The 12,243-nt window shown below is 70.4% G+C and carries 10 protein-coding genes; 5 read left to right on the top strand and 5 right to left on the bottom strand.

What is annotated here, in order from left to right:
* Position 1: 1 nt before the first annotated feature.
* From OV090_RS22200 to OV090_RS22185, 4 genes are all read right to left on the bottom strand, one after another.
* Positions 2–892 (bottom strand): DUF4215 domain-containing protein, encoded by an 891-nt coding sequence (locus tag OV090_RS22200; protein WP_267706047.1) that lies wholly within the window; start codon positions 890–892, stop codon positions 2–4.
* Positions 893–1,416: 524 nt separating this feature from the next.
* Complete coding sequence (locus tag OV090_RS22195) at positions 1,417–1,638, bottom strand: helix-turn-helix domain-containing protein (protein WP_267706046.1); 222 nt, start codon at positions 1,636–1,638, stop codon at positions 1,417–1,419.
* 477 nt (positions 1,639–2,115) lie between these two features.
* Positions 2,116–3,537: a DUF1552 domain-containing protein gene (locus OV090_RS22190; RefSeq protein WP_267706045.1), complete on the bottom strand. Its 1,422-nt coding sequence runs from the start codon at positions 3,535–3,537 to the stop codon at positions 2,116–2,118.
* Entirely contained in the window at positions 3,534–5,243 is a 1,710-nt protein-coding gene (locus tag OV090_RS22185; protein WP_267706044.1) for a DUF1592 domain-containing protein, read from the bottom strand. Before OV090_RS22185 ends, OV090_RS22190 begins: the two co-directional genes overlap by 4 nt.
* Positions 5,244–5,432: 189 nt before the next feature.
* On the opposite strand from OV090_RS22185, the gene OV090_RS22180 reads away from it, so the two are divergent.
* Together OV090_RS22180 and OV090_RS22175 are read left to right on the top strand one after the other, a co-directional pair.
* On the top strand, positions 5,433–6,680 hold the full coding sequence (locus OV090_RS22180; RefSeq protein WP_267706043.1) for a hypothetical protein: 1,248 nt from the start codon (positions 5,433–5,435) through the stop codon (positions 6,678–6,680).
* A gap of 109 nt (positions 6,681–6,789) precedes the next feature.
* On the top strand, positions 6,790–8,517 hold the full coding sequence (locus tag OV090_RS22175; protein WP_267706042.1) for a hypothetical protein: 1,728 nt from the start codon (positions 6,790–6,792) through the stop codon (positions 8,515–8,517).
* 96 nt (positions 8,518–8,613) lie between these two features.
* On the opposite strand, the gene OV090_RS22170 is transcribed toward OV090_RS22175, so the two are convergent.
* Positions 8,614–9,423: a class I SAM-dependent methyltransferase gene (locus OV090_RS22170; protein ID WP_267706041.1), complete on the bottom strand. Its 810-nt coding sequence runs from the start codon at positions 9,421–9,423 to the stop codon at positions 8,614–8,616.
* A gap of 388 nt (positions 9,424–9,811) precedes the next feature.
* Here OV090_RS22170 and OV090_RS22165 point away from each other — a divergent pair, with 388 nt between their 5' ends.
* From OV090_RS22165 to OV090_RS22155, 3 genes are all read left to right on the top strand, one after another.
* Positions 9,812–10,735, top strand: coding sequence for a hypothetical protein (locus OV090_RS22165; protein ID WP_267706040.1), 924 nt, complete (start codon positions 9,812–9,814; stop codon positions 10,733–10,735).
* Positions 10,736–10,874: 139 nt separating this feature from the next.
* A complete protein-coding gene (locus OV090_RS22160) occupies positions 10,875–11,696 on the top strand; it encodes a hypothetical protein (protein ID WP_267706039.1) in 822 nt (273 codons plus the stop codon).
* An 11-nt stretch (positions 11,697–11,707) separates the two neighbouring features.
* Positions 11,708–12,241 carry a hypothetical protein gene (locus OV090_RS22155; RefSeq protein ID WP_267706038.1) on the top strand — a complete coding sequence of 178 codons (534 nt, stop codon included), beginning with the start codon at positions 11,708–11,710 and terminating at the stop codon, positions 12,239–12,241.
* The last annotated feature ends 2 nt before the right edge of the window (positions 12,242–12,243 follow it).

Genomic DNA, 12,243 nt, shown 5'->3' with positions numbered 1-12,243 from the left:
TCTACTTCCCCTCGATGCAGTAGAGCCGCGAGAGGAAGCCCGCGCAAGGCGTGGGAGGGTCGGGGTACATCGTCCAGAATTCGTCGGTGGCGGAGGAGCTACCCTCATAGACCGAGAAGTCCGAGAGAGCGCTGCTGGTCCAGTTGTCGCAGTGAGTGCCAGGCGCGGCGGTGCCGTCGGGCTGGGTGCCGGTGAGGACGCCGCCGCCGATGTCCTGGTTGCCGTGCTCGTCGACGTTGATCGGCGCCTCGAGCGAGCCGGAGAAGAATTGCTCGAAACTCGCGACGACGATGACGCCGTCGGTGCGGACGTAGCGGCCGCGCCCGGGGTAGAGGCGGTCGCGGACGTCGTGGTCGGCGTCGGAGAGCCAGGCGATGAAGGTCTTCCAGGTATCGTCGGCGAGGCCGCTCTGGAGGGCGTACTGGCGGCAGCGGCTGTCGGCGCCCTCGAGGCCGCCGAGGTCGCCGTCGTTGTGGAGCGCGGCCGATGCGAAGATCCACCGGTTCTTGGTGCATTCGTGGCAGCGGTCGCCGGCGATGTCGTTGGCGTCGTCGCACTCCTCGTCGCCCGCGACGATGCCATCACCGCACACCGCTTCCGCTGCGTCGGTGGTGCCAGTCGTGGTGGTGCCGGGGTCGCCGGAGGTCGAGTCGGTGCTCGCGGCCGTCGTGGTGCTCGCCTGCGAGGTCTCGCCGTCGCTCTCGCTCGCGCTGTCTCCGTCCGTCTCGCTCGCGTCCCCGGTGGCCGTCATGACCGTGGTCGACTCGGCCTCGCTCGTGGTGCTCGAGTCGCCCGTCGTCGTCATCGGCGGCCTGTCGATGTACTTCAAGCCAGGCGCCACGCAGCCGCCCAGGAGCAGCGCGGAGGGCAGAAGCAGGCCGATGCGCGACATCGCGCGACGATGTCATGATCGTCGGGAGCCTGTCAACCGCCGCGATCGCGCAGGGCGATCTCGCAGCGAGCGCGACGGACTCGGACATGCATCTCGACCGCATGCGTGCTCGCAATCGCTAGCAAGGCAGTAGAGAAGCCGGAACTCTCGCGGCCGAGGAGCGGGAAGGCGACAGCCACGAGCAACGCATCGAGCGATGCAAGCGTGCAGGTTGGCAAGGCAGTAGAGCCCCACCCAATCGCAGCTATGCTGGAGCGGTACAAGAGTTGCGTAGGCGTCAAAGAAGTAGAGGCACTGGCCGCCATGCTGGAGGATGCGAGCGTGGCGCAGGCGGCAAGGCAGGAGAGAAGCTCGGATGCGCAGGGGAGAGTTCGGGAAGGGAAATCGCGGGCACCGCGAGCCATGCAATGCAGTAGAGTCGCTGAAGCCGGTCTGCCGGGAGCGCTGGCAGCGGCGGATGGCTCCCTCCATGCCGCGACGTACGACTCCGCGGACCGCAAGCCCGAGAGGACATGTCCTGAGAGTCATATGGCGAGAGAGAGGCCCATGCCGCCCTCGTCGTCGGCACGAGGTGCTCGCCCGGCGGGTCGGGGCCAGACGATGCGGTGCTTTTTGATCCGGCGCTTCATCGCCTGCCGGGTGATGCCGAGGCGCCAGGCGGCGTCGACGATGTTGCCGGCGAGCTCGAGCGCCTCGACGCAGACGCGGCGCTCGACGGCATCGAGGTTGAAGTCTTCACGGGACATGGGCGGCCTTGTACCGCCGCCGCTTGGTCTCGCGCAGACCAAGTCCCGACCCAGCAACAGGCCGCATCTGTCGAGGTGGCGAGCGACACCTCCCGCAAGGCGGCCCCGAGCCATAACCCTGAAGGCCCTCACGACCCGCTCATCCCAGCGACGGATGCGAGAACTGCTCGCGTCGGCGGTCTGTCGACCGCTGCGATCGCGCGGGGGAACGCCGTGGGCTCGGACTGTCCAGGGTGCAAGGGCGTAGAGCGAAGCGGAAGCCGACCCTCGGCTTTTACTTCCTGAGCGGACGAAATGAGCTGGCACATCGACGATCAAGAACACGTGCTGTTGACGTGTTCAGATCCGGAGCGCGTCCGGTCGCTGCTCGAGGAAGCGGCAGGCGGTGGTGCGAATCATCCGCGCTGATCCGTGATCAAGCAAACGATGACGCGTGGGCTCGCACTGAGCCCACGCGTGCCTCCGCTGGTCCGCAGATCACGTCAAGCGATCGAGCTCGCCGGTCGTGGGCAATTGCGTATCGCCCTTGAGCGTCACGCTGGTCTCGCCGACCTGGTCGACGTCCGCGCCCATGGCCTTGGCGATCGACACCAGCAGGCGGTTGTGCGGCGGGCCTTGCGGCTCGTCGCCCCACGTCCCTTTGATAATATTCTTCTGGGCCCAGCGGACGTATCGACCCGTTTTAAAATGATTGGTCGCGCCGGCCATCACGATCGGCCACTGGTTCATGCTGTGCTCGCCGGTGCACAGCTCGTTGCCCCACACCACCAGAGTGTCGTCGAGCAGCGTGCCGCTCTCGCTCGGCACGGCGTCCAGCGCCGCCAGAATGTTCTTAAAATCTTCGGCGTGGATCTTGTGGTAGTTCGTCATCACCTGCATCGCCGTCGGGTCGGACGAGGCCTGGTGCGCGTAGTCGTTGTGGAGGTCGCCGGGCGGGGCGCTGACGTGCTCGTTGCGCAGGCCGCTGAAGGCGAGCATCGCCACGCGGGTCAGGTCGCACGACAATGCCAGCGTCGTCAGCGTCGTGAACACCTGGGCGCGGTGGAAGTAGAACTGCGGGTCCTCCCACGGCGGGCCGCCGTCGGGCTCGGTCGGGGCCTCGCAGACGATGTTGGCCAGGTTCTCGAGCTGCTGGCCGAGCGAGTGCAGCAGGTCGCGGTGCTGCTCGACCTTGAGCTTGTCCTCGTCCGACATCTTCGGCGCCAGCGCGTGGTACTGCTCGCGCACGAGGGAGACCACGCTGCTCTGGCGGTTGCGGATCGTCTTGAGGTCGTCGGGCGGCTCGTTGGGGTCGACCGGGCCGTTCGGGAACAGCTTGCTGTAGAGCTGCCACGGGTCCTGGATCCACGGCAGCGCCTTGCCGCTCGGGTCGTAGCTGTAGGCCCAGCTGCCGTGCGACACCTGCAGCGACGCGATCTGGCCCGGCTCGGCGACCGCGCCGGCGACGATCTGGTCGATCGAGGGCCCGGCTGCGAGCGCGACGCCGCCGTCGACCGGCTGCGCCAGAGTGCCGGTGAGGCAGGTGGCGTGGCCCTCCTCGTGCTCGTTGATCCCGGTCATGTGCCCGGTCGCCATGCCGACCCCGTCGAGCACCAGCAGGCGGTCGCGGAAGCCGTGCAGCGGCCGCAAGATCTCGCTGAAGTCGGACTCGCCGAGGGCCCCGAGCGGCGCCTCCCAATCTGTATCTTCGGGCAGGTTGCCCGGGCGCATGCGCCAGTTCTGATAGACGGTGCCGTGCTCCGTCATCAGCATCAGCAGCCGCTTGACCGGGCCCGGCGGCTCGGCGCGGGCGCCTCGCGGCAGCAGCGAGGGCAGGCACAGCGCGCCGAGGCCGAGGCCGAGGCCGCCGAGGAAGCTGCGCCGGCGCAGGCGCGGGGCGCGGAGGTGCGAGGCGGTCATGGGGCCTCCTTTCGGGTGCGGAAGGCGTCACTGGTGACGACGGCGAGGAGGAGGGCGTGGACATCGCCGCTGGACTCGGCGAACTGGGCCCGCAGATCGTCGAGGCTGCACAGGTCGGCCGCGGTGGTGCCGCGACCGAGGGCGTAGCGGTAGACCTGCGAGACCACGCAGTCGTGGGCCTGGGTGCTGGTCGCCAGCTTCTGCGACAGCTCGACCGCGCCGTCGAAGGCGCCGTCGACGTCGGTGCCGATCAGCTCGCCGCTCGCGTCGACCGGCTCGCCGTTGTCGAGGTCGCGCCAGTGACCGAGCGCGTCGTAGTGCTCGAAGCCGAAGCCGACGCCGTCGATCGTGGTGTGGCACGAGGCGCAGTCGGCCTGCGCGGTGTGCTTGGCGTAGCGCTCGCGGTTGGTCTTGGGCTGGCCGGGCTCGCCCTCGTCGGGCGGGTTGGTGTTGACGTTGGCGGGCGGCGGCGCGGGCGGGACGCACAGCAGCCGCGCGAGCACGAACACGCCGCGCTTGACCGGCGAGGGGTGGACTGCGTGCGCGGTGCGGGCGAGGAAGCCGGCGCGCGTGAGGATCCCGCTGCGCTGTGCGGGCTCGAGGCTGACGGGCGCCCACTCGCCGGGCGCCGGGGCCTCGACGCCGTACAGCGCGGCGAGGGTGGCGTCGACGTCGGTCTCGGTGCTGGTGAGCAGCGAGGCGAAGGTACCTGGCCCTTCGAACAGGGTCGACTCGACGAAGCGGTCGAGCTCGGCGCGCATGGCGGTCCGCAGCTCGGGGGTGTAGCTCGGGTAGGTCGCGGGGTCGGGGTTGATGAGCGCGACGCCGTCGAAGTCGAACCACTGGCGGTGGAAGTTGACGAGCGCGCCGCGGGCCTTGCTGTCGTCCAGCATGCGCATCGCCTCGGCCGCGAGGCCCTCGGCCGTGTCGAGGTCGCCGGCGCCGGCGGCCGCGAACAGCTGGGCGTCGGGCATGCTGTCCCACAGGAAGTAGCTGAGGCGCGCGGCCAGCTCGTGACCGGTCAGCGCGACGGCCTCGCCGCCTTCGACGGGCTCGCCGCCGAACTCGAGGAAGTAGAGGAACGCGGGCGACTGCAGCAGCGCCTGGGTGGTGAGCTGGAGGGCGACCGCGAAGTTGGTCTCGGCCAGCTGCTGGTCGAAGAAGCCGAGGAACGCGGCCTCCTCGTCGGCGGTCATGGGGCGCCGGAAGGCGCGCGCGCCGAAGTCGAGGATGAAGTTGTGGCCGCACTGCTGCGGCTCGCCGCCGCCGTCGGCCGCGCACGGGAGGAAGGCCTCGGGCGTGGCCCACGCGGCCTCGGTGACTGCCAGCGCGGCGCGCTGGTACTGCTCGATGAGCAGCGCCGAGGGGGTCTGCACGTCGGCGTTGTTCTCGAAGCCGTTGACCTTCGGGTCGACGGAGATCGTCTGCGGCGGCAGCGTCACGCCGGGGAACAGGTCGCGGACCGTGTTGTTGTACTGCGTGTGCGTGAGCCGCCGCAGCGGCGCCGGGCCGGGGTCGAGCGGGCCCTCGCAGTCGGCGGGCGCACCCTCGGTCGGGTCGACGCCGGTGCCCTCGCTCGTGGTCGGCGTCGTCGTCGCTGCATCGGTGGCGCTGCCGGGACCCTCGGTCAAAGCCGCGGTCGCAGTGTCGTCGTCGTTGCCGCCGCCACCACCGCTACATCCCAGGACCAGCGTGCCACCGAGCATCCATGCTCGTGCCTGTCGCCTGTCGATCATCACCTGTCCTCCCGCCCTCGCCACACGGCGCGGCGATCACAGCTACAGGAGGGCGCAGGGGGTGTCAAACGCGCGTACACGCGCGACGCGAGGCCGCGCGCGACGATGGGGGCGCAAGACACCTTGCGAGGTTCGCAGCGACCTCGTTACCGTGGTGCGGTGCGGCAGATGTGGATCGGGGCGGCGCTGGTCGTCGCATGTCAGGGCGGGAGCAAGGAGTCGGCGGGCGTCGACAACACCAGCGAGGCGACTTCGACGACTTCGACGTCGGGCACCTCGGAGGAGATGACGTCGTCACCGACGACGCCGGGGACCACGGCGATCGAGACGACGACGGCGAGCACGTCGACGAGCACGACCGAGGCGTCGACGACCACGGAGGCGCCGACCGGTACCGACGCGACGTCGACGACGACCGGGCCGCCGCCGGTGACCGCGGTGCCGGTGTTCATCGCCCAGGGGCACTACGGGCGCACGACGATCTCCTGCGACGACGGCCACACGTGGATTCAGGACCAGTCGCAGGACGACGCGGTGCGCTGCTTCGAGGCCGGCCTCGACTGCGACCACAACGCGTTCGCGGGCCGCGGGATCGCCCACGGCGACAAGACCTTCGTGCTCACGTGGGGCTGGGGCGCGCCGGGCTCGGTGGTGCGCAGCGAGGACGCTTCGGCGTTCGAGACCGTGCTCAGCGACACGCCCACGTTCGCCGACATCGCGTTCGGCAACGGCCGCTTCGTCGCCAACAATTCGACGACGCAGATCTCCGACGACCTCGGCAAGACGTGGACCGAGGGCGGTCCGCTCGACATCGGCATCAACACCCGCGCGATCGAATTTTTTCCTCATGACGCCGGCTGGTTCGTGGTGACCGGAGAGAGCGGCGAGCAGCGGGCCGTCGTCCGCAGCGCCGACGGGATCACGTGGACGCCGGCGACGACCCGGCCGCCGCAGTGCGGGGGCTACGTGATCGGCATGGCCTATGGGTCAGGTGTGGGCGTGATGGCCAGCGGCAACGGCCACGTCTGTCGCACCAGCGACGGCGGTGACAACTGGGAGCACGTACCGGTGTCCCAGGGCCTGTCGTCGCCGCCGATCTGGACCGGCTCGGAGTTTTTTGTTTACGAGGGCTCCACGCTGCACCGCAGCGCCGACGGGGCGAGCTGGCAGAGCGAGCCGATCTCTCCGGGCGACATCTCGATCGGCCAGGTCGCGCGCAGCCCCGGCGGGACGTTCGTGGCGACCAACGCCGGCTGGATGGTCTGGTACGAGAAGCAGAAGTTTTTCCGCAGCGAGGACGGGGTGAACTGGGAGGTGCTGCCGGCGGAGGCGTTCGCCGGCAGCCACCCGATCTACTTCATGGCCCACGGCGAGGTGACGCCGGGGGCAGGATGCCCGGCCGAGTAGCTCGTGACGGGCGAGATGACCGCGGGTGCGGTCCTGGTATGTCACGACAGATGTTCGTCCTCACGGTCGAGGACGGAAGAGGTAGGTAGACATGAATGTCCGAAAATACATGTCCTTGAAGACATGGGCGATGCTCGCCTTCGTGGCGGGTTGCGAGCCCGAGAGGGAGGCGTCGGGGCCGGACCTGCCGCCGCTCGCGTGGCACGGGGAGCGGGTATCGCTGGGGACCGACCTCGTGCCGGAGGTGTGCGCCGGCACGCTGGAGTTCCTCGACCGCCGCGTCGCGTGGACGGAGGCGGAGCTCGAGCTGGCACCTCGCGCGGAGGCCATCTCGGTGTGGATGCTGTCATACGACCTGGCGGCGGAGGTGTGCGCGGGCTTCATGCCCAAAGCCGGATGCGCCAAGGGCAGCCGGGTGTACCTGGGCGGTACCTACTTTCGCTCGGCGGTGCGGCACGAGCTCGTGCACGCGCGGCACGCTCAGGAGGACGGCAGCAACAAGCCGCTGTTCAGCGAGGGCCTGGCGCAGGCGATCGGCGGCGGCCGGGGGACGCGGGGGTGCCTGTCGACGCCCGAGTGTATGGCGGTCGACCTCGAGCTCCTGCTGGCCAAGACGCGCTCGCAGGCGCTGGGGCGCGATGGTTACGACGCTGGCGGCGATCTCGTGTATGGGATGCTGAAGGAGTTCGGGCCGTCCGAGGTGCTGGCGCTGTTCGCCGAGACCACCAAGGACACCGCGCCGGAAGAGGTGCGGGCGCGCTATCGCGAGCGGTTCGGCTCGGAGCTCGACGACGACTTCCTCCGCTGGCGGCGCGGGCCGCTCGATCGGTTCGAGCCGATGCACCTCGGCTGCGACGCGCAGCGGGCCCCTGACGGCGGCACGCCCGGCGCGGCGCTGCTGCAGGCGAGCATGGACTGCCGCTCGCCGCGGGTCGTCAATGATTTTGAGACCGCGGATTTTCTCCTGCGCGGGGGCGAGGGGGTGCAGGAGGGGTTCGTCGAGTGGACCTTCGAGGTCACGCCCGAGCTCGCGGGGGCGTTCGAACTCCGCAGGGACGTCCGCGGGCGGCTCAGCATCTCGCTGTGCCAGCCGGATGACTTCGCGTGGCGGTGGGTCGACGTGCACGCGCCGTGGCGCACCGACTCGACCTTGCCGCCGCAGCAGGAGGGTCCGGTGATGCTGGGGCCGGGGCTCTACAGGATCAGCTGGGAGCACCCGCTCGACCCCGCGGCCGACCTGGACGCCGTCCTCGCGCCGGTGTGCAGCGTCGCCGAGCAAGACTGTCCTGACGGACAGGTTTGCACGATCTGGCGCCGCTGCGAGGCGCAGGTCGACGCCCCCGCGCCGCTCGGCGCCGCCTGCGAGCAGGCGCAGGACGGACCGCGAACCTGCGAGGTCGGGGCCCGCTGCGTCGGCGAGGTGTGCGCGGCGGAGTGCGACGATCTCAGGACATGTCCTGAAGGACAGGGTTGTTCGCGCCTGCGGGTGTGCGGCCAGGACTGTACGTTGCTGGAGGACGACTGCGCCGCGGGCTTCACCTGCCTGGCGAGCGCCGAGCCGAAGCTGGCGGCCGCCGGGCGCGGCCAGTGCGTGAAGGCCGACGCAGGGGGCTTTCTGGACGCGTGCGATCCGTGGCTCGGCGGTTGCGGCGAGGGGCTCAGCTGCGAGATGGCGCGGTCTTCGCGTCTGCCTGAGGACGCTCCTTGTAGCGAAGCTGCAGGGTGCTGCGTGCCGCAGTGCGATCCGGGGGCGGCCGAGCCGGGCTGTCCGGACGCGGTGCCGCAATGCGACCCGATCGAGGGCGGCGTCGCGGGCGTGTGTCGAGGCAAAATGTGACGGTCGCGCCTCGGCGCGGAGGCGTGCGGGTCGGCGGGGGCTGACCGGCGCCGGCGCATTCAGACATGTCCCGAAGGACATGTCGATTCATGGCCTTCAGCGGACGCCGAGGCCGAGCAGGGCGGTCTGGCCGTAGACGACCTCGCCGGCGCCGAAGCGCTCGCGCAGGCGGGCGAGCACGTCCTGCTCGAAGGCCCGCCAGCGCTCGGGGGCGAGGCGCTGGTGGAGGAGGGCGACCGGGGCGTTGCCGCGTTTATTAAAGGTCCAGAAGGCGTCGACGTCGGCGAAGCGGAACTCGTGGGTGACGGGCTCGACGCGGACGCCGGTGAAGCCGGCCGCGCGGAGGGCCGCCGCGAACTCGTCGGCCTGGCCGAGCGGGGGAGTGCCGCTGCCGAGCGGGAGCTCGGGCATGACGTCGCGCAGGGCCGCGAACATCATGGCGAGCGGGTGCGACTGTTCGAAGGGGATCCACGAGCCGACGACTGCGCGGCCGCCGGGGCGCAGCACGCGGTGGAGCTCGCGCAGGCCGCGGGCGTGGTCGGGGAAGAAGATCAGGCCGAACATCGAGAAGGCGGCGTCGAAGCTGGCGTCCTGCCACGGCAGGTCCTGCCCGTCGCCGACGCGGGCGTCGACTTCGAGCGCGGCCCGGTCGGCGCGCTCGCGCAGGCGGTCGATCATCGCCGCGGCGAAGTCGAGGGCGGCGACCTGCGCGACCTCGGGGGCGACCAGCAAGGCCAGGGTGCCGGGGCCGCAGGCGACGTCGAGCACGCGCGCGTCGGCGGTCGGGGCGGCCAGCGCGATCGCGTCGCGGGCGTAGGGGCGCAGGAAGTGGACGCCGTGCTCGGCGTACGCTTCGTCGACGAGGTTCCACGGGGCCGGATCGGCGAGAGGCGACTGCGAGGTCATGCCAGACGGTGACAGCCGGGGATGCGCCGGACAAGCGACGGCCGATGTGCGCAAGGTCAATTTTTGCAAACGTATTGCAAGAGTAGATCGTATGCGGGTGAGAACCCTGGCCGCGAGGCACCGGGGCGCAGTTCTCGACGCGAGCGGTGCGGCAGTAGATGCAAGCGAAGGGCTTTTGCAATTTGACTTGCAAGAACGCGCGGCGTACCGTCGCGCCGTGACCGCCGCCGCGCTTCGCCTGTCCGTCGCCGTCGGGCCTGTCGGGCCGGGTGCGGGCCCCGCAGCGCCCGATCGCGGCGTGTCCGGGGCCGACGTGCGCCCGCCCTCGCGCGGCGCGGCGGTCCGAGAACTTGCAAACACCCCGCGTCATCGCGCAAGGAGAGTCGTCATGCCACGTCCGAAGAAGGTCCTCGTCCCCGCCCTCGCCCTCGCTCTGGTCGCCGGTTGCAACGGCGGAGGCGGCGCGACCGGGAGGGTGCAGGTGTTCGTCGAGGCCGAGGACACCATCCCCGAGGGGCTGCAGCCGGGCACCGGCGAGGAGAACATCGTCGACGGGTGGGCCGCGGATTACACCAAGTTCCTGGTGGTGGTCGGCAACTTCCGCGCCGCCCAGAGCGCCGACGCTTCGGCCTCGCTGTCCGACCCCGCGGTCTACGTGGTCGACCTGCTCAACCTGCCGGTCGGCGGGTTCGTCCTGACCGAGTTCGACGACGTCGACGCGGTCCGCTGGGACCGCGTCGGCTACGACATCCCCAACGCCTCCGCGTCGGTCGAGGCGGCCGAGGGCACCTCCGCGGAAGATCTGCAGTTCATGATCGACAACGGCTTCTCGATCTACGTCGAGGGCGCGATCACCAAGGCCGACGGCCAGTCGTGCCTGCCCGGTAGCGACGACTGCGAGCCGGCGACCGAGGTGAAGTTCGCGTGGGGGCTCGCGGCCGGGACGTCGTTCGACGACTGCGCGCCGGAAGAGGGCGACGCCGGCTTCGCGGTGCCGTCGGGCGGGACGGCGCAGATCAAGCCGACCATCCACGGCGACCACTGGTTCTTCACCAACATCACGCAGGGCGCGGAGATCACCGAGCGGCGGGCGCAGTGGATCGCCGACAGCGATCTCGACCGCGACGGCGAGACGACGCTCGACGAGCTGCGCATGGTGAAGGCCGCCGAGGTGTTCACGCCGGAGCTCGGCTACTCGGTGACGGGCGCGTCGATCCCGGTGACCACCGCGTACGACTACCTCGCGGCCCAGGCGCGCACGCTCGGCGACTTCCAGGGCGAGGGCGAGTGTCCGACGCGTGCGGCGCTGTGAGTCGATCGCGCAGGAGCGCGATCGCGGACGCGCCTCGGTGGAGCAATGAGGAACCTCTCGCGTCCGCGGGCGCGTGGGCGCGCGAGGCCGCCGCCGGCCCGAGTTCACACCCGCGCCGGCGCTGTTAGGCTCGGATGGGATGCCGAGCAAGTTCGCGGGGTCGGGCCTGATGATCGCGCTGTTGATGGGGTGTGCCGAGGGCACCATCAGCGACACCGGGTCGATCCCGCTGCCCACCACCAACAACATCACCACGGCCCACCCGAACAGCTCCGTCAGCGACAGCGACGGCAGCAGCGGCGACGGTAGCGGCAGCGAGAGCGAGAGCGGCGAGGAGCCGACGTCGAGCTCGCCGGGGTCCAGCGACCCGATCACCACGGGGACCAGCGCGCCCGCGGGGGTGTGCGGCGACGGCAACGTCGACGCCAACGAGGCGTGCGACGGCGAGTCGCTGGTCGGCAGCACGTGCATGACCGAGGGCTACGGCGCCGGCACTCTGTTGTGCGGGCCCGACTGCAAGCTGTTCATCGACGGCTGCTACACGTGCGGCGACGGCATCGTCCACATGGCCGAGGCGTGCGACGGCTCCAACTTCAACGGCAAGAGCTGCCAGAGCCTCGGCTACGGCGGCGGCAGCCTGGTGTGCGCGCCGAACTGCAAGAGCATCGACACGGCCGGCTGCACGCCGCTGGCGTCGTGCGGCAACGGGGTGCAGGAAGGCGCGGAGCAGTGCGACGGGGCCCAGCTCGGCGGCCAGACCTGCATCAGCCTCGGCTACGACATGGGCGCGCTGGGCTGCACCCCGTCGTGCACGATCGACACCTCGGGCTGCGAGACGCTGATGTGCGCCGGGCAGGGCGAGTTCTGCATCTTCGACGAGAACAACCCGCAGTCGAATTGCTGCCCGGCCGGGGTGAAGGACAACATCCTCGGGATCTGCGACTTCTTCATCTGCTTCTGAGCGCGCTGCGAGTGACGGACGAGGACGACGACGAGGCGATGCCGCGCGCGAGCGTCGAGGCGGCGCTCGCTTGGCTGGCGACGCGAGCACCGCTGCGGCGAGCGCCGCGAGGGGCGCTGCCGGGGGCGATCCTGGCGCTGCGCCACCGCCTGGGTCGCGAGCTGCCGGTGAGCCTGGTGAAATTTTTGGAAGAGCATCACTGGCTCGCCACCAACTCGGTGACGACGCTGGCGGTCGAGGGCAACGGGCGCCGCACGATCGAGGCGGCGCGCCAGGCGGTCGCCGAATACGTGGAGACGACGTGGCGCTCGCTGCCGCAGGTCGACGCCATGGCGCGCGCGAACGGTGAGGCGCTGCTCGCGTGGATCCCAGTGGTCGAGATCGGCAACCCGCTGCCCTTCGGCAGCGCGCTGTTCCTCGACGAGGCAAGCTCGTTCCGCTGGGCCGCGGTGCGCGAGTTCCCGTTCTGCCGCTTCGCCGCCGATTCGACGCCGTCGTTCACGATTGCGCTGTTGACCACGCTCGCCGAGTGGCACGACGGCTGAGC

The sequence above is a fragment of the Nannocystis sp. RBIL2 genome, from assembly GCF_026626745.1.
Lineage (GTDB): Bacteria > Myxococcota_A > Polyangia > Nannocystales > Nannocystaceae > Nannocystis.
Note: the sequence above shows the minus strand (reverse complement) of the source record. Positions and strands in the feature narration are given on the sequence as shown.